The following is a 22,944-nucleotide window of genomic DNA, read 5'->3' as shown; positions in this document are numbered from 1 at the left end:
TGCGGTGGCGCCTGAAAAAGTGCCTTTGGCTTTTCATTGCTTTTCCGTGCCTTGCGCGGTGATCGCGGTTTCGCTGTCGAAATCGTGAAACTGATCGTGCTTTCGCGCCGTATATTTTGCAAAGAGGCAAAAGGAAAGGCGATGCGATGAAACGACTGATCTTGACCTTGGCCATTGTGCTGGGCCTTGCCGGAATGGTTCGCGCCCAGACCAGCGAAGTGATGCCCGACCCCGCCATCGAAGGCGTGATCCGGAACCAGATCGAGGCCTTTCAGGCCGATGATTTCGAAACGGCCTTCACCTATGCCTCGCCCATGATCCGGGGCATCTTCGGCAGTGCCGACAGGTTTGGCGCGATGGTGCAGCAGGGGTATCCCATGGTGCACCGGCCCCGCGACCTGAAGTTTCTCGAGCTGCGCAGCATCAATGGCCAGGTCTGGCAGAAGGTGCTGGTGCGCGATGCCTCGGGGGCCTTTCACGCGCTGGATTACCAGATGATCCCGACGGAATCGGGCTGGCAGATCAACGGCGTGCAACTTCTCAAGGCGCCGCAGCTGGGCGCCTGAGGACAGGGGCGCGCACGGTGGGTTAGCGCCGGGTTAACGGCCCGTTGGTACCCCTTTCGCCCAGAAACCACGACTTCCCATGATGAGACCCCGGATGCCGCCACGGCGTGCGGGGTTTTCGTTTTCGGGAAGGTGGCGGTTCTGGCGCAGCGAAAGGGACAGCGATGAACAAAGCGATCACAGACGGATTGGTATTGATGCCGCCGTCCTTCGGGAACGGCCTGAACGTCTGGTCAAGCGAGGACGGCACGCCGGGATCGGCCACCTATGCCGGCGCGCCCAATGCGGCGGTGGTGCCCGCCGATCAGGATTTCGGCACGGCGCTGGAACTGATCAAGGTGCAGGGCACGCAACGGCTGCGCTATAGCGGCGAGACACCGCTTTTGCCGGGATGCTATCTGCGCATCACCGCGCGGGTGAAGGCGGTGTCGGGCAATCTGCCCGGTGTGCGCATCGCCGGCTATCCGGGCGGGGCGGGGGGCAACCCGGTGGGCGGTGTCACCACCTTCGGGCCCACCGTGCCGCTGATCGCCTATGGCGCGGTGGTCGAGGTAAGCGCGATCGTCGGGATCGGCGCGCGCAACGGGGTCGACATGGCCTGGGGACGCGATGCGCTCTACGGTCATTTCGGGCTTGACCTGACCGGGCCGAACGGCGGCGTGGTGCGGATCGACGATATCGAGATCGAGGACATCACCGGCGCCTTCATCCGCACCCTGATGGATTGGGTCGATGTGCGCGATTACGGCGCCTTGGGCGATGGCACCACCGATGACACCGCTGCCTTCGCCGCCGCCGATGCCGCCGCGGCCGGGCGCAGCGTTCTGGTGCCCGAAGGGGTCTACCGGCTGAACGGCGATGTGACCATGGCCAATACCACGCGCTTTGTCGGCACGCTGTCGATGCCTGCCAACCGCCGCCTGATCCTGCGCAAGAACTATGACCTGCCTACCTATATCGACGCCTTCGGAGACGAGGTGCTGGGTTTCCGAAAGGCGTTCCAGGCGCTGCTGAACAACACCGATCACGAAAGCCTGGACATGGGCGGTCGGCGGATCGAACTGAACGGCCCGATCGACATGGCCGAGGCCGTGGACAACCTGACCACCTATGAAATCCGCCGCGTCATCCGCAACGGGCAGTTCAACTGCGTGCCGGGCCCGGCCTGGAACACGCCCAACGTCAACTCTACCGCCCGCTACAACACCAACAACCCCAAGACCCTGACCGACGTGGTGAACGTGGCCAACATCGAGATCGGGTCGCTGGTGACGGGCAACGGCGTGGGGCGCGAGGTTTACGTGCGCGACAAGAATGTCGGGCAACGCACCGTCACGCTCAGCCAGCCGCTTTACGATGCCGTGGGCAGCCAGACCTACACCTTCCGGCGCTTCCGCTATGCGCTGGATTTCAGCGGCTTCACCAAGCTGAGCAAGTTCAACCTGACGGATATCGAGTTCCAGCTTGACGGTCTGGCCAGCGGCATCATGCTGGCCCCCGAGGGCGAGACCTTTCACCTGAAGGACTGCTTCATCACCAAGCCCAAACACCGCGGCATCACCAGTATCGGCAAGGGTTGCCAGGATCTTCAGATCGACCGGTGCAGCTTCATCTCGGATGAACAATCGCTGCCCGCCACGCAGCGCCAGTCGGTGGGCTTCAACATCAACGCCAACGACGGCAAGATCCGCGACAGCCGGTTCCAGAGGCTGGGCACGACCATGGTTTTGTTCGGCAATGGCCATCTTCTGGTGGGCAACCATTGGTTCCAGGGTGACAACGTCAACAACGGGCCGCGCACGGCGGGCGTGGTCTTCACCGAAACCAACGTGAAAACGGTCATCACGGGGTGTTACCTCGACAATTCCTTCATCGAGTGGACGAACGAACACGACGCCGAACCGTCCTTCTCGAACGAATTCTCCTTCGGGGGGCTGTCGATCACCGGCTGCATCTTCACCGCCAACGACGTGGCGCCCTGGTTCAGCTGGATCGTGGTGAAACCCTTCGGCGCCGGGCATTTCATGCAGGGGCTGAACGTGGTGGGCAACACCTTCAAATCCATCAACGGCCAGGTCGAAAGGGTGGATCGCGTGGACGATTCCATTGCCGGGCTGGACCACGGGCTGGCGCGGATGATCAACTTTGCCGGCAATACCTTCAACGGGGTTAACCAGGCCACCATCAATCCCGTCACGCTGGAGTTCAACCAGAACGACAACGCCAGCACCTGGACCCTGTCGGTCGGCGGCTTCATGCCCTTCGAAGGAGTCACCCGCACGGTCAGCGCCGTGGTGCCCGAGGGCGAGTTGAAGACCCAGGGCGCGGCCACCGTCCACGACATGCCGTCGGTCACGCCGCTGGACGGGCCGAACCAGAACCGGGTGCGTCTGGGCTGGGCGGTGCCCACCCGTGGCCGGGTTCAGGTGACCGCCCGCTGCGACAAACCGTTCTGAGTTGTGCTGCGGGGCGGGCTGTGGCCTGCCCCGGTTGCCTGCCCCCTCAGAATTCGATCCATGTTCCCAGCGTGGCGCCGACGCGGTTGGCGCCCCGCAACCGATAGGTCATCCCCACCTCGACCTTCAGCCGTTCACTGATTGCGCGCACATAGCTGGGCGCCAGCACGGCGACACGCCCGGACCGGGTTTCATCGTGGCCGCGCAGTTGCAGGATCAGGTGGGTCTTCTCGTCCGGCTTCAGCCCAAGGGTGAAATCCAGCTTCAGCCACCTGTCGCCCCCACCGATGGTCTGGCCAAAGGCGCCGTCCAGCGCCATCCAGCCATCGCCGAACCGCGACTGGAACCCTTTTCCCCAAGACGCCTCCGACTGGACGGCAGGCCGTGTTTCCCCACCGTCATAGTGGCGCACCCCCAGCGCCAGCCCCAGGGCGAACCTGTGGGCGCCATCGGGGTCGCCTACAGGATAGCGCGCAAAGACCAGGGCATCGCCAAAGGCCCGATCCGCCCTCTGCCACAGCTTCGCGCCGAAGGTCAGTCTGGGCGTGACGCCATATTCAAGATAGATTGCGCGATACCCGTCCGGCCGCCCGTTGCCCTCATGGCTGACGTTCTGGCTCAGCGACAGGAAGACGCCCCCTTTCTCCCTCGGCCAAGCGCCGCCCCAGGCGATACCGCCGGGCAGCAGCAGGACGAAGGCCAGGAACAGGGCTTTGCGCAAGGGGCACCTCCATCGCACCAGCCTTCCGTGATTTCGGTTAACGGCTGGTTAATGCCGCCCCGGCATCGCGCCTTGGGGCTGGCTTTGCCGCCCTTCGCCGTGCGATCACTTGGCGAACCCTTTCGCAGCCAACAACAGCGAGACGAAGATGAGCGATTGCCCCCACGATCCAGCGGCCGAAGGCGCGCGCATGTCGTTCGACGGTGAGATGTCCTATGGCGATTACCTGTCCCTTTCCCAGGTCCTGACCGCCCAGCACCCGGTGTCTCAGGCCCACGACGAGATGCTGTTCATCATCCAGCACCAGACCAGCGAACTTTGGATGCGCCTCGCGGTCTTCGAACTCGAGGCCGCCCGCAGCGCGCTTCAGGCGGGGCGGATGGGCCAGGCCTTCAAGGTTCTGACCCGCGTCGCGCGGATATTCGAACAACTCAACAGCGCCTGGGACGTGCTGCGCACCATGACGCCCAGTGAATACACCGCCTTTCGCGGTGATCTTGCCGCCTCCAGCGGTTTCCAAAGCCACCAGTACCGGCAGATCGAATTCATCCTCGGCAACCGGCAACCCGCAATGCTGAAGGTGCATGAACATCGCCCCGAATGGCACGGCGTCCTGACCGAAGAGCTGAACCGCCCCAGCCTCTACCACGTGGCGCTGACCATGCTTTTCGATCGACTGCGCGGCGCTTCGGTGCCCGAGGGCCTTCTGCAACAGGACAGACCGCACAGTGCCGATGACCGGGTGCGCGCCCTCTGGGCCGAGGTCTATGGCGACACGACGGCACACTGGCAGCTTTACGAACTGGCGGAAAAGCTGGTGGATCTCGAAGACTATTTCCGCCGCTGGCGCTTCAACCACGTCACGACAGTCGAACGGATCATCGGCTTCAAGCGCGGGACCGGGGGCACCTCCGGCGTGGCCTACCTGCGCCGGATGCTCGAGGTCGAACTCTTCCCCGAACTCTGGCACGTCCGCAGCGATCTCTAGAACCGCCCTTCCATCTTTGGTCCGCAAATATCCCGCCGGAGGCACCCTGTCGGCGCGGCCTGGTCCGCCCGCCACAAGCCGGACAAGAGGCTGCGGCGGGCGCCCGCAAAAAATGTCGTGCGGGCAGGGCCCGCGCCTTTGGATTGCCCTGGCGTCAGAGGCGAGGCTTTCGAAGCTGGGGGCGGGGTGCTAGAGATCGCTCGGCCGCCATGCTGCGGCATGGCCTGAAGGGATGGAGCGTGACATGCATGTGATGATAATCGGCGCGGCGGGGATGGTCGGGCGCAAGCTGACGGCGCGGCTGGCCAGTGATGGCCTGCCCGGGGCGGACGGGATCGACCGGCTGTCGCTGGTGGATGTGGTCGAACCCTCGGCGCCCGAGGGCTTTGATGGCACCGTCACCCGCACCGCCGCCGATCTGTCGGCGCCCGGCGTGGCCGGGTCGCTGGTGACGACGCGGCCCGATGTGATCTTCCACCTCGCCGCCATTGTTTCGGGCGAGGCCGAGGCCGATTTCGACAAGGGCTATCGCATCAACCTGGACGGCACGCGCCTCCTGTTCGAAGCGATCCGCGCCGAGGGGCAGCGGGAAAGCTATGTGCCGCGGCTGGTCTTCACCTCGTCGATTGCGGTTTTCGGCGCGCCCTTTCCCGACAGGATCGGCGATACCTTTCATCATACGCCGCAAACCAGCTATGGCACCCAGAAGGCCATCTGCGAACTGCTGCTGGCCGATTATTCGCGCCGGGGCATCTTCGATGGCATCGGCATCCGCCTGCCCACCATCTGCGTGCGCCCCGGGGCGCCGAACAAGGCGGCGTCGGGGTTCTTTTCCAACATCCTGCGCGAACCACTGGTGGGGCAGCCGGCTGTTCTGCCGGTGGCTGACACCGTGCGCCACTGGCACGCCAGCCCGCGTGCCGCCGTCGGGTTCCTGTTGCACGCCGCCACGCTCGATACCGCACCGCTGAATCAGCGGCGCAACCTGTCGATGCCGGGGCTGAGCGCCACCGTGGCCGAGCAGATCGAGGCGCTGCGCCGCGTGGCGGGCAATGACGCCGTGGCGCTGATCCGGCGCGAACACGATGAAACCATTGCGAAAATCGTTTCCGGCTGGGCCGAGGATTTCGACCCCCAGCGCGCCATCGATCTGGGGTTCAAAGCGGAAAGCAGCTTCGACGAGATCATCCAGGTGCATATCGACGACGAATTGGGCGGCAGCCTCGGCTGAGCGCCCGCCGCGCGGATGCATCAGAACATCCGCGCGACCACGACGACGATCAGCAGGCCCGCCGCGATTTCGATGGCCGGTATCGCGATGCGGGCCAGGTTTCCGGTCGCGAGCGAGACAACCGCCCCCCGGCGCAGCCCGGTGGCGGCGATGGCGACGGCGATGGTGATGCTGGCGGTGCCAAGCCCCATGGCAAAGGCCCCGGCCAGACCCGCCGCCGCAATGTCCATCTGCCATGTCAGGATCAGCAGGAACAACGCCCCGGTGCAGGGCCGGATGGCGATGGCCCCGATCAGCAACGCGGCATCCCGGACCGATCCGATGGCGTGCACCTCGTCAAGGGTGGGGCCGTGGCGATGGCCGCAGTCGGGGCAGGGAGCATCGCCGTGCCCGTGGTCATGGCCGTGGTCATGCCGATGGCGGGCCCCGGGGCGTGCCTTCCACAGCCGCCGCGCGCCCCGGATCAACAGCCATAGCCCGATCAACCCGATTGCGGCCTGGCTGACCGGGGCCATGACATCTTCCGCCAGACCCCGCAGCGCCGTGTGGCCAAGGCCAAGGGTGAAGATCCCGGCATAGACCACGACAATCGCCGTGCCCGCCTGTGCCAGCGACGACAGCAGCGCGATCAGCGTCAGGCGACCCATGGCCACCCGGCGCCCCACGCCGTAGCCCCCGATCAGAACCTTGCCATGGCCCGGCCCTGCGGCATGGAAGAACCCATAGGCAAAGCAGACCCCCATCAGCCCGGCAAAGGCGCCGGGCGATCCGGCGCGCAGCGCCCGCAGCGAGGCGGCCATGGCGTTCTGGAAGCTCCGTTGCCCCTCGGCCGCCCAACGGGCGAGGGTGTCGGGCGCGCCCGTGGCCCAGCCAAGCGCCAGCAGCGCCAGCAGTGCCAGGGTCAGCGCGCCGATCATCCATCGGGCTGAGGCGGGATGGCGGTTCACAGGCAACCGGCGATGGCCCGTGCCAGCGACAGCAGAAGCGCCGGGTAGAAATCGGGGCCGGGTTCCAGATCGCTGCCCAGCGGGTCGATCAGCGCGGTGCGCGCGGTGGTGCCGTCGAACACCGCGTCGGTGAGGCCCGAGGTGAATTGCGGTTCGGAAAAGACGCAGGTCGCCCCGGTGTCGCGCAGGGTATCGCGCAGCGCCGCGATCCGCGCCGGGCTGGGGTCTGACGCATCGGCCAGCGAGATCGCCCCGACCGGCCGCAGCCCGAAACGATGTTCGAAATACTGATAGGCGTCATGGAAGACGATATAGGGGTGATCGGCGACCGGTTGGAGCAGCGTTTCGATCTGTGCCACGGCGGCGTCGATCTCGTCCTGGCCGGCGGCGGCATTGGCGCGGTAAAGCGCGGCATTCGCCGGATCGCGGGAGGCCAGTGTTTCGGCCATCAGGCCCAGCCAGGCCTTGCCGTTCTCGGGGTCGAGCCAGGCGTGGGGGTCTTCGCCGTCGTGGTCATGGGCGTGGCCCTCGTGCGCGTGGTCCTTGTGGTCGTCATGCGCGTGGCCCTCGTCGTCATGGTCGTGATCGCCGTGGCCGTGGTCATCCAGCGCGTGTTCCTCGTGGTCGTGATCGTCATGGCCCTCATGATCATGGTCATGGTCATCGTGGCGCTCTTCGGTCGCGTGCCCTTCGTGCCCGTCTTCCTCATCGCTGTGGAACGTCTCGCGCCAGGTGCGGGCCAGGGTGGCATCGGCGTGCAACAGCGCGATGCTTTCGGCATCGCCCGCCAGCGTGGCAAGGGGCTTTTCCAGGCCGGGGGTCAGTTCGGCCCCGATCCAGAACACCAGGTCAGCGCCCGACAGCGCCCGGGCATCCGAAGGGCGCAGGGCATAGTCATGGGGCGACGCGCCGGGCGCGACGATCATCCCCGGCGTGCCGACGCCTTGCATGACCCGGGCGGCCAGGGCGTGAACGGGGGCGATGTCGGTCACGACGCGGGGGGCTTCGGCCAGAGACGGAGAGGCGATGGCGCAAAGCGCGAGGGTGAGGGGCTTGAACATTCTTGCAACCTGTGTGATCTTATAACATATCGCCTCTTAGGTGATACAAGATAACATATCAAGCCCCCATCGGGAAGAACAGCCATGTCCGCGCCCGCCTTTCAGTCGCACGATCACGCCGCCTGCATCGACAGCGCCGTTGCCGCCGCCGCTGCGCGATGCGCCCAGCAGGGGTTGCAGTTCACCGAGGTGCGGCGCCGGGTGCTGGAGCTTTTGCTGGCCGAGCATCGCGCCATGGGCGCCTATGACATCCTTGACAAGCTGCGGGCCGAGGGGCGGGGTGCACAGCCGCCCGTCGCCTACCGGGCCCTTGATTTTCTTGTCAAACACGGCTTTGCCCACCGGATCGAGCGGTTGAACGCCTTCACCGCCTGCGTGCAGCCGGGGCAGGACCATTCGCCCGCCTTCCTGATCTGCCGGGCCTGCAGTTCCGTGGCCGAGGCCGAGGCGGGCCCGGGCCGGGCGCTGGGGCAGGCGGCGGCGGCCCAGGGGTTCACCATCGAACAGACCGTGGTCGAGGCCGAAGGGCTGTGTCCGAACTGCGCCGACACCGCCGAAAGGGACGACGCATGAGCCTTCTTTCGCTGCAAGGGGTGGGGGTGCGCCTTGGCGGGGCCGAGGTGCTGCGCGATGTGGACCTGTCCTTCGCGCGGGGGGAAATCGTAACCATCGTCGGGCCGAACGGGTCGGGCAAGTCCACGCTCTTGCGGGCGATGATCGGCGCGGTCCGGCCATCGTCGGGGCAGGTGGTGCGGGCTTCGGGGCTGCGCATCGGCTATGTGCCCCAGACCCTGCATATCGACGCGACCCTGCCAATCACCGTCGCGCGGTTCCTGTCGTTGCCGGTGCGCCGCAACCGGGGCGAGATTGCCGAGGCGCTGGATCAGGCGGGCGTGCCCGACCTTGGCGCGCGGCAGATGGCGCGGCTTTCGGGCGGGCAGTTCCAGCGCGTTCTGCTGGCGCGCGCCCTTCTGGAAACGCCCGACCTTCTGTTGCTGGACGAAGCGACGCGCGGGCTGGATCAGCCCGGCTCGGCCGCATTCTATCGCCAGGTGGAAGAGGTGCGCCAGCGCCTGGGCTGCGGCGTCGTCATGGTCAGCCACGAGTTGCACGTGGTGATGAGCGCCTCGGACAGGGTGATCTGCCTGAACGGCCATATCTGCTGCGAGGGCAAGCCCGAGGTGGTGGCCGATGCGCCGGAATATCGCGCCCTGTTCGGCACCGGCACGGGCGGCGCACTGGCGCTGTACCGCCACGATCACAACCATTCCCACGATCACGACTGTGGTCACGATCACACCCACGAGGCCGCAGAATGATCTTCGATCCCTTCCTGATCCGCGCCGCGCTGGCCGGGGTTGGCGTGGCCCTTGCGGCGGCCCCCCTCGGGTGTTTCGTGGTCTGGCGGCGGATGGCCTATTTCGGCGACGCCACGGCCCATGCCGCGATCCTGGGCGTCGCGCTCAGCCTGGCGTTTTCGCTTTCGGTCTTTGTCGGGGCGCTGGTCGTGGCGCTTTTGATGGCGGGGCTTGTTTCGGTGCTGGCCGACCGGGGGCTGGCCATGGATACCCTACTGGGCGTGCTGGCCCATTCCGCGCTGGCGGTCGGGCTGGTGGCGGCGTCGTTCCTGACGGGCGTGCGGCTGGATCTCATGGCCTATCTTTTCGGTGATATCCTTGCGGTGTCCTGGGGCGACGTGGCGGTGATCTGGGGTGGCGCGGGGCTGGTGCTGGCGCTGCTGGGCTGGCGGTGGTCGGCGCTTTTGACGGCAACGCTGAACGGCGACCTGGCCCATGCTGCCGGGATCGACCCGCGGCGCGAACAGGTGATCCTGACCCTGGCCCTTGCCGTTGTCGTTGCCGTGGCGATCAAGGTGGTGGGCGCCCTGCTGATCGGGGCCTTGCTGGTGGTGCCCGCCGCTGCCGCCCGCCCGCTGGCCCGCACCCCCGAGGGCATGGCCGCCATGGCGGCGCTGATCGGTGCGATTTCGGCCATCGGCGGGTTGTGGGCGGCCTTTGCCTTTGACACACCCACGGGGCCGACCATCGTCTGCGCGGCGGCCTTCTGTTTCGCGCTCAGCGCCGGGCTGGGCGGGCTGCGCCGGCGCGAGGACGGTTAAGCCGGCCTTGACAGCCGCTTGTTACCGATAACATAAACCTCGGGTGCAGGAGGATCAGCGATGGACAGATTTGTCGTCATGGGGGTGTCGGGCTGCGGCAAGACCTCGATCGGGCAGGGGCTGGGCGCGGCGATGGGGGCCACCTTCATCGACGGCGATGATCTGCACCCGGCCGAAAACGTGGCGAAGATGGCATCGGGCACCCCGCTTGAGGACGAAGACCGCTGGCCCTGGCTTGACCGGGTGGGCGTGGCGCTGGGGGCCGGGGCGGGCACCACGATCATCGGCTGTTCGGCCCTCAAACGCATCTACCGCGACCGCATTCGCGCTGCCACCGGGCGGCCCGTCATGTTTCTGCATCTCGCCGGGAGCCGCGCCCTGATTGCCGAACGCATGGCGGCGCGCAAGGATCACTTCATGCCGCCCTCGCTGCTGGACAGCCAGTTCGCGGCGCTGGAACCGCCCCAGCCTGACGAGGCGTTCATCCATGTCGACATCGGACCTTCGGCGGAACGGATCGTCGCCGATCTGGCGGCGCAACTGGCCGCGCGGCGCGCCTGAGGCGCAGGCAACAGCATGGCCCGCCCCCCGAACCCGAAACCCGTCACCATGAAGGACGTGGCCCGCGCCGCGGGCGTGTCGGTGATGACGGTCAGCCGCGCCTTCAAGGCCGATACATCGGTGAACAGCGAAACCCGCGCCCGGATTCACGCGGTGGCCGAGGAGATGGGATATGTCTTCGATGTCATGGCGGCGAACCTGCGGGCGCAGAAATCCGATTTCGTCGCGGTGACGATCCCGACCCTCAGCAATGCCAACTTTGCCGATACGGTCGATGCCCTGTCGCGCGGTCTGGCGGGTGAGGGGCTGCAGGTGCTTCTGGGCTATGACAATTACGACGTGGACGAGGAAGAGCGCCTGATCGAGCAGCTTCTGCGCCGCCGCCCCGAAGCCATCGTGGTGACCGGCGGCACCCATACGCCGCGCACCCGCCGCCTTCTGGGCAACGCCGGAATCCCGGTGGTCGAGATCTGGGACCTGCCGGCCGATCCCATCGGCCATGTCGTGGGGTTTTCCAACGCGGGTTGCATCGAGGACATGGTCGATCACCTTGTGGCAAAGGGGTATCGGCGGATCGCCTTCATCGGCGGCGACCCCGAGCAGGACACCCGCGGCGCCGACCGCAAGCGCGGCTTCCTGCGGGCGATGCGGCGCCACGGACTTGACGCCGGGCGCGCCGCCGGGGTGGGGCGGTCGCCCGCCTCGATGCAAAGCGGGGCCAGGGCGCTGACGCGGATCATGGCGGAACATCCCGACACCCAGGCGGTGGTCTGCGTGGCCGACCAATCGGCCTTCGGGGCGCTGACCGAATGCATGCGGCGCGGCATCCGCGTGCCCGAGGATCTGGCTATCGCCGGTTTCGGTGCTTTCGAGGTTGCCGCGATCTGCGTGCCGACCCTGACCACCATCGACCCGCTGCCCGGGCGGATCGGGGCGCGCACCGCCGAACTGCTGCTGGCGCTGAGGGCCGGCACCGCGCCAGACGGCCCGCAAACCATCAGCATCACCCCGGCGCTGCGGCTGGCGCAGTCCACCGGCGACGGTTAACGCTTCTTGCGCCGCTGCACGTTGCCGCCGCGCTGACCGGGGCGGCCCGCCGTCGACCGGCCGCTTTTCTTCGTCGCCTCGGCGCTGGCCGCCTCGATGGCCGACTGGCGGGCCAGCGGATCGTCCGAAACCGCAAGATCGACCGCCTCCAGCCGCTTCACCTCGTCGCGCAGGCGGGCGGCTTCCTCGAATTCCAGGTTCTCGGCAGCCTTGCGCATGTCGGTGCGCAGCCCTTCGAGCACCGCCTTGAGGTTCGAGCCGCCCCCCCGGTCGACCTTGGCGGTCACGCGGTTCATGTCCACGTCGCCCTGGTAGAGACCGGCCAGAACATCCTCGACGTTCTTCTTTACTGTCGTCGGCGTGATACCATGGGCTTCGTTGTAGGCGATCTGCTTTTCCCGGCGCCGGTCGGTTTCGGCCAGGGCGCGCTCCATGCTGCCGGTGATGCGGTCGGCGTACATGATGACCCGGCCTTCGGCGTTGCGCGCGGCCCGCCCGATGGTCTGCACAAGGCTGGTTTCCGAGCGCAGGAAACCCTCCTTGTCGGCGTCGAGAATCGCCACCAGCCCGCATTCGGGAATATCCAGCCCCTCGCGCAGCAGGTTGATGCCGATCAGCACGTCGAAGGCGCCAAGGCGCAGATCGCGCAGGATCTCGATCCGTTCCAGCGTGTCGATGTCGCTGTGCATATAGCGCACCTTGATGCCCTGTTCGTGCAGGTATTCGGTCAGATCCTCGGCCATGCGCTTGGTCAGGGTCGTCACCAGCGTGCGGAAGCCGTCGGCGGTGACCTTTCGGATCTCATCCAGCAGATCATCGACCTGCATTTCGACCGGGCGGATTTCGACCATCGGATCAAGCAGGCCGGTGGGGCGGATCACCTGTTCGGTGAAGATGCCGCCGGTCTGCTCCATCTCCCACGCGGCGGGGGTGGCGCTGACAAAGACGGACTGCGGACGCATGGCATCCCATTCCTCGAACTTCAGGGGGCGGTTGTCCATGCAACTGGGCAGGCGGAACCCGTGTTCGGCCAGGGTGAACTTGCGCCGGTAGTCGCCTTTGTACATGCCGCCGATCTGGGGCACCGAGACGTGGGATTCATCGGCAAAGACAATGGCGTTGTCGGGAATGAATTCGAATAGGGTGGGGGGCGGTTCGCCCGGCGCGCGACCGGTCAGATAGCGGGAATAGTTCTCGATCCCGTTGCAGACACCGGTTGCCTCCAGCATCTCCAGATCGAAGTTGGTGCGCTGTTCCAGCCGCTGCGCCTCGAGAAGCTTGCCCTCGTTCACCAGTTGGTCAAGCCGCTGGCGCAATTCCTGCCGGATCGAAACGATGGCCTGCTTCATCGTCGGTTTCGGCGTGACGTAATGCGAATTGGCGTAGACGCGGATTTTCTCGAAGGTGTCGGTCTTCTGTCCGGTCAGGGGGTCGAATTCGGTGATCGCCTCAAGCTCGTTGCCGAAGAACGACAGCCGCCAGGCACGATCGTCAAGGTGAGCGGGGAAAATCTCCAGGCTGTCGCCCCGCACCCGGAACGATCCGCGCGAAAACGCCTGATCGTTGCGCTTGAACTGAAGCGCCACGAGGTCGGCCATCACCTGCCGCTGGTCGTATTCGTTGCCCGACACCAGGTCGAGCGTCATCGCGCTGTAGGTTTCGACCGAACCGATACCATAGATGCAGGACACCGAGGCGACGATGATCACGTCGTCGCGTTCCAGAAGCGCGCGGGTGGCCGAGTGGCGCATCCGGTCGATCTGTTCGTTGATCTGCGATTCCTTCTCGATATAGGTGTCCGACCGCGCGACATAGGCTTCGGGCTGGTAATAGTCGTAGAAGCTGACGAAATATTCCACCGCGTTGTCGGGGAAGAAGCCCTTGAATTCGCCGTAAAGCTGGGCCGCCAGCGTCTTGTTGGGGGCCAGGATGATGGCGGGGCGCTGGGTCTCTTCGATCACCTTGGCCATGGTATAGGTCTTGCCGGTGCCGGTGGCGCCCAGAAGCACCTGGTCACGCTCGCCCCCCAGCACGCCGGCGGAAAGTTCCCTGATCGCCGTGGGCTGGTCGCCGGCGGGCTTGAATTCGGTGTTCATGCGCAGGCGACGCCCGCCCTCCAGCTTCGGGCGGCGGTGCGGCGTGACGTCCTGCAAAAGCGGCATCTTCTCGGACATGGGCGATTCCTTTGGCAATGCCCCATAAGTGATGTGTTTGCCGCCGACTTCAACCTTTCCCCGAAGGCCCGGTGTCCGGCGTCGGGGGCGGATGAAACCGGGCGCGGCGCGGAAATTTGCCGAAACTGTCGATGGCCTTTGCATGATGCCGCCGATTTTGCGCCATTGCGGGCGATCCCGGCCTCAATACAACTTTAGGTTGTATTTATGCTTGCACCCTGCCGCATGACATGTCTAACTGATGGGGCAAGCAGCAAGGCCTGACTGCCGAAGTCTTCGCTTTTCCCACCCCCTCGCTCACCCTGTGAGATCTTCGGCAGTCAGCGCTTTCCTCCCCTCAGGGGCCTTGCTTTTCACCGATCCTTGTCCAATAATCCAAGGCGCACAACACTGGGAGCCGGGATATGAACGCGCGCATTTTCAAACCAGCAAAGACGGCCATGTCCTCGGGCATGGCACGCACCCATGCCTGGGTGCTGGAGTTTGTGCCAAGCACCGCGCGCGAGGTCGATCCGCTGATGGGCTGGACCAGCAGCGACGATACCCAGGCCCAGGTGCGGCTGCGCTTCGAATCCCGCGAGGCCGCGCTTGAATATGCCCGCGACAACGGCATCGACGCCGTGGTGGCCGAACCGCGCGAACGCGGCGCCAACATCCGCGCCGGCGGCTACGGCGAGAACTTCGCCACCGCCCGCCGCGGCGCCTGGACCCACTGACAACCTGTCGGCAGGCCCCCGAGGCCAGCCGTTTTGCAAACGCATCCCCCGCGCGATGGCACCATCGGCGCGGCAGTTTCCCTTTGGCGATGCCTGGTCTCGGGCCCAGATACCCCGGACCATCCGGGCAGCGGTCGGTCGTGGAAAGTGGCGCTCCCTGAAGGACTCGAACCCTCAACCTGTCGATTAGAAGTCGACTGCTCTATCCAGTTGAGCTAAGGGAGCCTGCCGTCGCACGATCTAGCAGGCTGTCGTTCGTTGGGCAATTGCCTTTCGGGCCATGCGAACAGGCCATTGGAAACCCTCATGTCGCGGCGTACAACTTGCGGTGCAACGAAATGGGGGCGACATGGCGCAGACGATCAACCGGTTGGGCGTGGACATCGGCGGTACCTTTACCGACGTGGTGCTTGAAACGGACAGGGGCAGCTTTTCGACCAAGGTTCTGACCACCTATGGCGCGCCCGAGGATGCGATCGTCGATGGCATGGGGCAGGTCTGTGCCAAGGCGGGAATCGCGCCCGGGGACATCGGGCAGATCATCCATGGCACCACCCTGGCCACCAATGCCCTGATCGAACGGCGCGGCGCGAAGACCGCGCTAATCACGACCGAGGGTTTCCGCGATGTCATTGAAATGCGAACGGAATCGCGGTTCGAACAATACGACCTGAACCTTGAGCTGCCCCAGCCCCTGTTGCCGCGCCACATGCGTTTCACCCTGTCCGAGCGGGTGGATGCTCGCGGTGACGTCCTGATTGCGCCTGACCGCGCGGCCATCGAGGGCCTGGCCGACCGGATTGCCGAGGGCGGTTATGAAAGTGTCGCGGTGGGGCTGATCCATTCCTACCTGAACGATGCCCACGAACGCATGGTGGGCGACATCCTGGCCCAGCGTCTGCCGAATGTCATGGTGTCGCTGTCCTGCGAGGTCAGCCCGCAGATGCGCGAATACGAACGGTTCAACACCGTGGTGGCCAATGCCTATATCAAGCCGCTGATGAAATCCTATCTCGGCCGGCTGAAGGGGCGGCTGAAGGAGGAAGGTGTGGGCTGCGACATCTTCCTGATGCACTCGGGCGGCGGGATCATTTCCATCGAGAACGCGGCCGAATTCCCGGTGCGGCTGGTGGAATCGGGGCCGGCGGGGGGCGCCGTCTTTGCCGCCGACATCGCCGCGCGGCACGGGATCGACAAGGTGCTGTCGTTTGACATGGGCGGCACCACGGCCAAGATCTGTCTGATCAAGAACCAGACGCCCAAAACCAGCCGGGTGTTCGAGGTGGCGCGCACCTATCGCTTCAAGAAGGGGTCGGGGATGCCGATCTCGATTCCCGTGATCGACATGGTGGAAATCGGTGCCGGGGGCGGATCGCTGGCCCATGTGGACGCCATGCGCCAGATCCGCGTCGGCCCGGAAAGCGCCGGGTCCGAACCCGGGCCCGCCTGCTATGGCCGCGGCGGAGCCCGTCCGGCGGTAACGGATGCCGACCTGGTGCTGGGCAAGCTGGACCCCGAGAATTTCGCCGCCGGGTCGATCCGCCTGCACCCAGACCTGTCGCTCGGGGCGCTGGCCGAACACCTGGGCGAACCGCTGGGCATGGACGAGGACGAGGCCGCCTTCGGCCTGGCCGAGGTGGTGGACGAGAACATGGCCAACGCCGCCCGCGTCCACGCGGTGGAGAACGGCGAAGACCTGTCGCATTACACGATGATCGCCTTTGGCGGTGCCGCGCCCCTGCATGCCGGGCGGTTGTGCGAAAAGCTGGGGGTCGCGCGCCTTCTTGTGCCCCAGGGGGCCGGCGTGGGCTCGGCCATCGGGTTCCTGCGGGCGCCCTTCAGTTTCGAATCCAACCGCTCGGTCTATATGCGCCTGTCCGAATTCGACCCTTCCCGCATTGCCGCGCTTCTGGCCGAACTGCGGGACGAGGCGACGGGTTTCGTGCGCGGCTGCGATGCGCAGAGCGACATCCTTTGCGAATACAAGGTCTACATGCGCTATTCCGGGCAGGGCTGGGAGATTCCGGTGATCCTGAGCGCGGCCGAGGCCGAAACCCCCGACCCCGACACCTTCCTGCGGCTGTTTGAGGCGGACTATGAAAAGCTGTTCGGGCGCACCGTGGCGGGCATGGATGTTGAAATCACCGTCTGGTCGGTGAACGCCACGACGCCGCCCGCGCCGGTCGAACGGCTGGCCGATACCGCGCCGGGGCAGGCGGCCCCCGAACAGGGCCGCCGCGCCCTGTTCGACCCGGCCGAGGCGCGCCGCAACGACGCCCGCGTCGTCGCCCGCAGCGCAATGGCCCCCGGCAGCACGGTCGACGGCCCGGCCCTGATCGTCGAGGATGAAACAACCGTCGTCGTTCCCGCCAGCCGCCGCGCGCTGGCCCTGGGTGACGGAACGCTGGAGATCGCACCGAAAGGAGCCCGGGCATGAGCCATTCAACCGTTGCCTACCAGGTCATGTGGAACCGCCTGATCTCGGTCGTCGAGGAACAGGCGCAGGCGCTGGTGCGCACCGCCTTTTCCACCAGCGTGCGCGAAGCGGGCGATCTTTCCGCCGGCGTCTATGACGTGGAGGGCCGGATGCTGGCCCAGGCGGTGACCGGCACGCCCGGCCACGTCAACGCCATGGCCGATGCCGTGGCCCATTTCATCCGCCGCATCGGGCGCGACAATATCCACGAGGGCGATGTCTATCTGACCAACGACCCCTGGGAGGGCACCGGCCACCTGCACGATTTCACCGTGGTCAGCCCGTCGTTTCACAAGGGCGCGCTGGTGGGCTTTTTCGCCTGTACGGCCCATGTGGTGGATGTGGGCGGCCGGGGTTTCGGTGCCGACGGGGCCAGCGTCTATGAAGAGGGGCTGTATGTTCCGATCATGAAGTTCGCCGAGCGTGGGAAGGTCGATGCCACCCTGCTGCGCATCGTGCGGGGCAACGTGCGCGAACCCGATCAGCTGATCGGCGATCTCTACGCCCTGGCCAGTTGCAACGAGATCGGCCATCGCCGCCTGATCGACATGATGGGCGAATTCGCGCTGGACGATCTTGCGGGCCTGGCCGATTTCATCTTCGACAACTCCCGCCGCGCCACGTTGGAACGGATCGCGGCGCTGCCCCGTGAAACTGCCACGGGCGAGATGGTGATCGACGGCTTTGACACCCCGATCACCCTGCGCGTCACCCTGACCATCGGGGAAGACCGCATCGTTTCGGATTTCGAGGGTACCTCGCCGGTGGACCGCAAGGGCATCAACTGCCCCAAGGTCTATGCCAAGGCCTATGCCTGCTATGCGCTGAAATGTGCCATCGCGCCGGAAATTCCCAACAATGCCGCATCCCTGGCGCCCTTTGAAATGGTTGCGCCCGAAGGTACCATCGTGAACGCTGTGCATCCCGCACCCGTGGCCCTGCGCCATATCATCGGCCATTTCGTGCCCGACACGGTCTATGCCGCGCTGGACCAGATATTGCCGGGAGTCGTTCCCGCCGAAGGGGCGGGGTGCCTGTGCAACTTCCAGGTCTCGCTGCGCCCGCGCACCGATGAGCCCGCACCGCGCGATGCCATCCGCTCCGAGGTTCTGGCCTTCAACTCAGGCGGGGCGGGGGCGCGGCCGGAATTCGACGGGCTGAACGCCACCGCCTTTCCCTCGGGCGTCATGACCATGCCCATCGAGGCGACGGAACACGCCGGTCCCGTCATCATCTGGCGCAAGGAGCTGCGCCCCGACAGCGGCGGCGCCGGCCAGCGGCGCGGGGGCCTTGGGCAATACATGGAGGTCGGCGCCCGCGAGGGGCACGAGTTCGACTTCCAGGCGATGTTCGACCGGGTGGATCACCCGGCGCGGGGCCGCCAGGGCGGGCACCCCGGCGGCGCAACCACCATCGCCCGCGACGACGGCGCGAAGATGCGCGGCAAGGGCAAGCAGTTCGTCCCCCATGGGCGGCGGGTGATGCTGGCCTTGCCGGGGGGGGCCGGGTACGGCGATCCCAAAGCGCGCGACGTGGCGGCGGTAAAGCGTGACCTGGCGCGCGGCTATATCTCGGCGCAGGTGGCGCAAGAGGTTTACGGGCTGAGCGCCGAGGCCATCGCCGAGGTGGCCGAAGCGGTGCGCCGCGGCGAACCCATGGCCTAGCGGGCCTTCCTTTGCCCCGGATTGCGGGCTAAGCAGGTCAGACCACCGCGCAGGAGTGCCCATGTCCGAACTGGTTCTGTTTTTCGTCGCCGGCATCGTCGGCGGCATCGTGAATGCCGCGGCCGGGGGGGCGAAGCTGTTCGTCTTTCCGATGCTTCTGGCCAGCGGCATGCCGCCTCTGATGGCCAATGCCACGGGTGCGGTCGGCATGTGGCCGGCACAGATTGCCGCCGTCTGGGTGAACCGCAAGGGGCTGTTCGATACGCCGGGCAAGATGTTTGCCCAGATGCTGCCGGCCCTTGTGGGCGGGTTCTGCGGCGCGGTCGCGCTGATCTTCTCATCGGAAAAGGCCTTTCTAGCCGTGATCCCGGCGCTTCTTTTGCTGGCGGTGGGGGCGATCCTGCTGGGCAAGCGGCTGACCGTTCTGATGCAGCGCGCCTTTCCGGGGGGGCGGTTGCAGAAGGTGTCGCATGTCCTGATGTTCGCCGTGGGGTTCTATGGGGGCTATTTCGGCGCCGGTCTGGGCTTCATGCTGATCGCGGTGCTGTCGGTGGCAGGGGGCCTCAGCATGCAGAAAGCCAATACCCTGAAGAACCTGACGGCCTTCTTCATCTATTCCGTTGCCGTGGTGCCGCTGTCGGTGTCGGGCCTTGTGGATTGGGGCGCGGCGGGCACGGTTCTGGTGGGCGGGCTCATCGGTGGCTATGCGGGGGGCTATATCGTGAAATACCTGCCCGACACGCCGATGCGCATTGCGGTGGCCGGACTGGGGCTGGTGCTGGTGGTCTCCTACCTCTTCCTCTGAGCCGCAGCGCGGGTTGCGGCCACGGGACGCCTGCGGCGGGCGAGTATTTTCAGCAAGAAAGAGACCGGTGTGCCCGACCCCTCAGGCATGGCCGATGGAGGTGAGGAAATCACGCAGCGTGGCGGCGAAGGCTGCGGGGTTCTCCACGCAGGGCAGGTGGCCCGCGCCGCGCATCAGGTGAAACCGGCTGCCGCGGATCAGATCGGCGGTTTCGCGCACCATGTCGGGGGGCGTCGATCCATCCTCGCTGCCCGCGATGGCGAGGGTGGGCAGGGTGAGCGTGGCGGTGGTGGACAGGAAATCGGTGCCCGAAATGGCGGCGGCGCAACCGGCATAGCCCTGCACCGGCGTGCGGGTGAGCATGGTGCGCCACTGGTGCAGCTCGGGCGTGGCGCGGAAGGCGGGCGAGAACCACCGCTCCATGGTGGCATCGGCCAGCGCCTCGATCCCGTCGCGTTGCACGGTCGCGATCCTGTCATCCCAGAGGGCGGCGTTGCCGATCCGCGCGGCGGTATTCGACAGGACCATGCCGCGCACCAGATCCAGCCGTTTCACCGCCAGCCCCTGTGCGATCATCCCGCCGATCGACAGGCCCACGAAGACGCAATCGCGGATCTTCAGGTGATCGAGCAGGCGTTCCGCATCCGTGACCAGCGCCCCCATGGCATAGGGCGCGGCGGGCGCATCGCTGAGCCCGTGCCCGCGCATGTCGTACCGCAAGAGCCGCAGGGAGGACGGCAGGTGCGGCAAGACCTGATCCCAGATCCGCAGATCGGTGCCGAGCGCATGGGCGAAGACCACCACCGGCCCATCGGCCGGGCCGTCGAGCCGATAGTGCAGGTTCAGGTCGGGCAGGGGGGCGATGGGCATGTGGGGCCTTCAGGGGGCGAAACGGGCAAGGGCCGAGGCGAAGAGATCGGCATCGACATTGCCGCCCGAGGCGACGGCGATCACCGCGTCGCCCTGAACCGCCTCGGGGCGGAAGAGGGCCGCGGCAAGGGCCACGGCGCCGCCCGGTTCCAGCACCAGTTTCAGGCGGTGGAAGGCCAGAGCCATGGCGTGCAGGGCCTGATCCTCGGTCACGGTCACGCCGGGGCCGCAGAGCCGCGCCATGATCGGGAAGGTCAGGTTGCCCGGCTGGGGCGTGATGATCGCATCGCAGATCGAACCGGTCAGCCGGGGGTTGCGCTGGATCGACCCGACAGCAAGCGAGCGTGCCACGTCGTCGAAACCTTCGGGCTCGGCCGGGCGGGGGCGCAGGCCGGGCGCCTTCGCCTCAAGCGCAAGGGCAATGCCCGAGGTCAGCCCGCCACCGCCGCAGCAGACCAGGACATCGGCGGTATCGACACCCGCCTCGTCGGCCTGTTCGGCGATTTCGAGGCCGGTCGTGCCCTGTCCGGCGATCACCTGCGGATCGTCGAAGGGCTTGATCAGGGTCAGCCCGCGTTCGGCGGCCATCCGCTCGCCGATCTCGTCGCGGTCTTCGGTCGCGCGATCGTAGAGCACCACCTCGGCGCCGAGGCCACGGGTGTTGTCGATCTTGGCGCGGGGGGCGTCTGAAGGCATGATGATCACGGCCGAGGCGCCATGTTCGCGCGCCGCATGGGCCACGCCCTGGGCATGGTTGCCCGACGAAAAGGCGATGACTCCGGCCTGAAGCTGGGTTGGTTCAAGCGCCGACACCGCCGACCAGGCACCGCGCGCCTTGAAGCTGCCGGTGTGTTGCAGACATTCGGGTTTCACCAGCACCCGCCGCCCGGCGATATCGTCGAGAAAGGGCGAGGACAGCAGCGGCGTGCGCCGGATGTGGCCCCGGGCGCGTTCGGCAGCGGCGGTGATCATGTCGATGTTCATAGGCGGGTGGTCCATTCGTGCAGGGCGGCCAGGGCCGGCGCTTCGTCGAGAAAGGGGATATGGCCGCGGTCGGGCACCTCGGCAAAGATCATGTCGGGGCGGCGGCGGCGCATTTCGGCCGCGGTTTGCGGCGTCAGAAGATCGGAATTGGCGCCGCGGATCAGGGCCAGGGGCAGGCCCGCCATGGCATCGAACAGCGGCCAGAGGTCGGGGGCGGGCTGGGCGCCTGCCGCCTCGACCGCGCGGGCCAGGGCGGGATCGTAGTTGATGGTCAGCCCTTCGGCAGTGGCGATATAGTGTTTCGCCGCCTCCTCGGCCCAGCGGGTGGGGGGAACATTGGCAAACCCCGCCATCCGGCTTTCCATCAGGGCGGCAGCCTCGGCGTGGGTCTGCGCCGCCGGATTGCGGCCGATGTAACCCTTGATCGCCTCAAGCCCCTCGGGCGCGATTTCGGGGCCGATGTCGTTCAGGGCTGCACCGATCAGCCGGTGACGGGCCGTCGCGGCCAGGAACATGGCAATCAGCCCGCCGCGCGAGGTGCCAAGGATGGCGGCTTTCTCCAGCTCCAGGTGATCGAGCAGTTCGAGGGCATCGCGCGCCTCGACCGGGATGGTATAGCTTTCCCAGGGGGCGCGGGCCGACCGCCCCCGCCCGCGATAATCCAGCCGGATCAGGCGGTTGTCGGGAAGATGCGGCAGCACGTAATCGAAATCGGTGGCATTGCGGGTCAGCCCGGCAAGGCAGAGGATCGGCGTGCCGCTGCCGTGATCGTCATAATGCAGCGCGACGCCGTCGGATGTGGTGAAACGGCCCATCAGAGCACCCCCGCGATGCCGGTCAGATCGCCCAGAACGTGATGCGGCGTGGCGGGCAGGCGGTCGACCGGATCGCCCGCGCGGTTGACCCAGACGGTGCGAAACCCATAGGCGGCGGCCGCGGCAACATCCCAGCCGTTGGAGGAGACGAACAGCACCTCGTCGCGGGCACAGCCAAAGCGTTGGCCCACAAGGTCGTACACCCGCGAATCCGGTTTGAAGACGCCAACGCTTTCCACCGAAAGCACATCGTCCAGCAGGGCCCCGATATCGGCCGAGCGCACGGCCCCGGCCAGCATGTCCGGCGAGCCGTTGGACAGGATCGCGGTGGTCAGCCCCGCCGCCTTCAGATCGCCCAGCATCGGTGCGACCTCGGGAAAGCTCTCAAGTTCCCAGTAGAGGGCCAGCAGGCGTTCGCGCAGGGCCGGATCGTCGATCTTCGCGGCCTCCAGCGCCCAGTCGAGCGCATCTTCGGTGACCTGCCAGAAATCGCAGTGATCACCGGTGACGGCGCGCAGCCAGGTATATTGCAACTGTTTCATGCGCCAGTCAGATGCCAGCCCCTGCCAATGGTCGCGCAGGGCGCCGCTGCCCGGCTCGCCGGCCGCCGCACGGGCCGCGGCCGAGACATCGAACAGCGTGCCATAAGCATCGAAGATCGCAGTGGTGATGGCCATGCCTTCGCCTTTCGTTTCGGTTGGCGTGAAAGTGGCACAGCTGCGTGTCAAGGAAAAGAGCGGGAC

General features: G+C 66.4%; 21 protein-coding genes and 1 tRNA gene. 13 read left to right on the top strand and 9 right to left on the bottom strand.

Annotation, left to right across the window (positions count from 1 at the left end):
* Positions 1 to 146 precede the first annotated feature (146 nt).
* Both H7828_RS01145 and H7828_RS01140 read left to right on the top strand, forming a co-directional pair.
* Entirely contained in the window at positions 147 to 566 is a 420-nt protein-coding gene (locus H7828_RS01145) for a DUF4864 domain-containing protein (RefSeq protein WP_226779101.1), read from the top strand.
* A gap of 164 nt (positions 567 to 730) precedes the next feature.
* Positions 731 to 3,022 carry a glycosyl hydrolase family 28-related protein gene (locus tag H7828_RS01140; protein WP_226779100.1) on the top strand — a complete coding sequence of 764 codons (2,292 nt, stop codon included), beginning with the start codon at positions 731 to 733 and terminating at the stop codon, positions 3,020 to 3,022.
* Positions 3,023 to 3,068: 46 nt separating this feature from the next.
* Here the strand turns inward: H7828_RS01140 and H7828_RS01135 are convergent, their stop codons facing one another.
* Positions 3,069 to 3,743 carry a hypothetical protein gene (locus tag H7828_RS01135; protein WP_226779099.1) on the bottom strand — a complete coding sequence of 225 codons (675 nt, stop codon included), beginning with the start codon at positions 3,741 to 3,743 and terminating at the stop codon, positions 3,069 to 3,071.
* A 148-nt stretch (positions 3,744 to 3,891) separates the two neighbouring features.
* Here H7828_RS01135 and H7828_RS01130 point away from each other — a divergent pair, with 148 nt between their 5' ends.
* Positions 3,892 to 4,731, top strand: a complete 840-nt coding sequence (locus H7828_RS01130; protein WP_226779098.1) for a tryptophan 2,3-dioxygenase — start codon at positions 3,892 to 3,894, stop codon at positions 4,729 to 4,731.
* Positions 4,732 to 4,975: 244 nt separating this feature from the next.
* A complete protein-coding gene (gene denD / locus H7828_RS01125) occupies positions 4,976 to 5,962 on the top strand; it encodes a D-erythronate dehydrogenase (RefSeq protein ID WP_226779097.1) in 987 nt (328 codons plus the stop codon).
* 20 nt (positions 5,963 to 5,982) lie between these two features.
* Here the strand turns inward: denD and H7828_RS01120 are convergent, their stop codons facing one another.
* On the bottom strand, positions 5,983 to 6,879 hold the full coding sequence (locus H7828_RS01120; protein ID WP_226779096.1) for a nickel/cobalt transporter: 897 nt from the start codon (positions 6,877 to 6,879) through the stop codon (positions 5,983 to 5,985).
* Between the two features lie 26 nt (positions 6,880 to 6,905).
* Positions 6,906 to 7,970 carry a zinc ABC transporter substrate-binding protein gene (locus H7828_RS01115; protein ID WP_226779095.1) on the bottom strand — a complete coding sequence of 355 codons (1,065 nt, stop codon included), beginning with the start codon at positions 7,968 to 7,970 and terminating at the stop codon, positions 6,906 to 6,908.
* Between the two features lie 84 nt (positions 7,971 to 8,054).
* Between H7828_RS01115 and H7828_RS01110 the strand changes: the two genes are divergently transcribed.
* Genes H7828_RS01110 through H7828_RS01090 form a run of 5 tightly spaced genes read left to right on the top strand, consistent with a single transcriptional unit; the run spans position 8,055 to position 11,697 of the window.
* Positions 8,055 to 8,543, top strand: coding sequence for a Fur family transcriptional regulator (locus tag H7828_RS01110; RefSeq protein WP_226779094.1), 489 nt, complete (start codon positions 8,055 to 8,057; stop codon positions 8,541 to 8,543).
* Positions 8,540 to 9,289: an ATP-binding cassette domain-containing protein gene (locus H7828_RS01105; protein WP_226779093.1), complete on the top strand. Its 750-nt coding sequence runs from the start codon at positions 8,540 to 8,542 to the stop codon at positions 9,287 to 9,289. Before H7828_RS01110 ends, H7828_RS01105 begins: the two co-directional genes overlap by 4 nt.
* On the top strand, positions 9,286 to 10,089 hold the full coding sequence (locus tag H7828_RS01100; RefSeq protein ID WP_226779092.1) for an iron chelate uptake ABC transporter family permease subunit: 804 nt from the start codon (positions 9,286 to 9,288) through the stop codon (positions 10,087 to 10,089). The genes H7828_RS01105 and H7828_RS01100 overlap by 4 nt, the downstream gene beginning before the upstream one ends.
* A gap of 60 nt (positions 10,090 to 10,149) precedes the next feature.
* A complete protein-coding gene (locus H7828_RS01095; RefSeq protein WP_226779091.1) occupies positions 10,150 to 10,650 on the top strand; it encodes a gluconokinase in 501 nt (166 codons plus the stop codon).
* A gap of 15 nt (positions 10,651 to 10,665) precedes the next feature.
* Positions 10,666 to 11,697: a LacI family DNA-binding transcriptional regulator gene (locus H7828_RS01090; protein WP_226779090.1), complete on the top strand. Its 1,032-nt coding sequence runs from the start codon at positions 10,666 to 10,668 to the stop codon at positions 11,695 to 11,697.
* Here the strand turns inward: H7828_RS01090 and uvrB are convergent.
* The gene (gene uvrB, locus H7828_RS01085) at positions 11,694 to 13,871 is read right to left on the bottom strand and encodes an excinuclease ABC subunit UvrB (RefSeq protein ID WP_281070672.1); all 2,178 of its coding nucleotides are present in this window, start codon (positions 13,869 to 13,871) and stop codon (positions 11,694 to 11,696) included. The genes H7828_RS01090 and uvrB overlap by 4 nt on opposite strands.
* Positions 13,872 to 14,275: 404 nt before the next feature.
* On the opposite strand from uvrB, the gene H7828_RS01080 reads away from it, so the two are divergent.
* The gene (locus H7828_RS01080; protein WP_226779089.1) at positions 14,276 to 14,587 is read left to right on the top strand and encodes an ETC complex I subunit; all 312 of its coding nucleotides are present in this window, start codon (positions 14,276 to 14,278) and stop codon (positions 14,585 to 14,587) included.
* 148 nt (positions 14,588 to 14,735) lie between these two features.
* Here the strand turns inward: H7828_RS01080 and H7828_RS01075 are convergent.
* A tRNA-Arg gene (locus H7828_RS01075) sits at positions 14,736 to 14,812 on the bottom strand.
* Positions 14,813 to 14,936: 124 nt separating this feature from the next.
* Here H7828_RS01075 and H7828_RS01070 point away from each other — a divergent pair.
* From H7828_RS01070 to H7828_RS01060, 3 genes are all read left to right on the top strand, one after another.
* A complete protein-coding gene (locus tag H7828_RS01070; protein ID WP_226779088.1) occupies positions 14,937 to 17,024 on the top strand; it encodes a hydantoinase/oxoprolinase family protein in 2,088 nt (695 codons plus the stop codon).
* Positions 17,021 to 18,727, top strand: coding sequence for a hydantoinase B/oxoprolinase family protein (locus tag H7828_RS01065; protein ID WP_226779087.1), 1,707 nt, complete (start codon positions 17,021 to 17,023; stop codon positions 18,725 to 18,727). The genes H7828_RS01070 and H7828_RS01065 overlap by 4 nt, the downstream gene beginning before the upstream one ends.
* A 61-nt stretch (positions 18,728 to 18,788) precedes the next feature.
* Positions 18,789 to 19,532, top strand: coding sequence for a sulfite exporter TauE/SafE family protein (locus tag H7828_RS01060; protein WP_226779086.1), 744 nt, complete (start codon positions 18,789 to 18,791; stop codon positions 19,530 to 19,532).
* Between the two features lie 81 nt (positions 19,533 to 19,613).
* Here the strand turns inward: H7828_RS01060 and pcaD are convergent, their stop codons facing one another.
* Genes pcaD through H7828_RS01040 form a run of 4 tightly spaced genes read right to left on the bottom strand, consistent with a single transcriptional unit; the run spans position 19,614 to position 22,878 of the window.
* Positions 19,614 to 20,402 carry a 3-oxoadipate enol-lactonase gene (gene pcaD / locus H7828_RS01055; protein ID WP_226779085.1) on the bottom strand — a complete coding sequence of 263 codons (789 nt, stop codon included), beginning with the start codon at positions 20,400 to 20,402 and terminating at the stop codon, positions 19,614 to 19,616.
* 9 nt (positions 20,403 to 20,411) lie between these two features.
* A complete protein-coding gene (locus H7828_RS01050) occupies positions 20,412 to 21,386 on the bottom strand; it encodes a threonine ammonia-lyase (RefSeq protein ID WP_226779084.1) in 975 nt (324 codons plus the stop codon).
* Positions 21,383 to 22,201 (bottom strand): alpha/beta fold hydrolase, encoded by an 819-nt coding sequence (locus H7828_RS01045; protein ID WP_226779083.1) that lies wholly within the window; start codon positions 22,199 to 22,201, stop codon positions 21,383 to 21,385. The genes H7828_RS01050 and H7828_RS01045 overlap by 4 nt, the downstream gene beginning before the upstream one ends.
* Positions 22,201 to 22,878 (bottom strand): haloacid dehalogenase type II, encoded by a 678-nt coding sequence (locus tag H7828_RS01040; RefSeq protein ID WP_226779082.1) that lies wholly within the window; start codon positions 22,876 to 22,878, stop codon positions 22,201 to 22,203. Before H7828_RS01040 ends, H7828_RS01045 begins: the two co-directional genes overlap by 1 nt.
* Positions 22,879 to 22,944: the final 66 nt, after the last annotated feature.

The sequence above is a fragment of the Oceaniglobus trochenteri genome (assembly GCF_020529025.1).
GTDB lineage: Bacteria > Pseudomonadota > Alphaproteobacteria > Rhodobacterales > Rhodobacteraceae > Oceaniglobus > Oceaniglobus trochenteri.
This window is presented reverse-complemented; position numbering and strand designations above follow the sequence as displayed.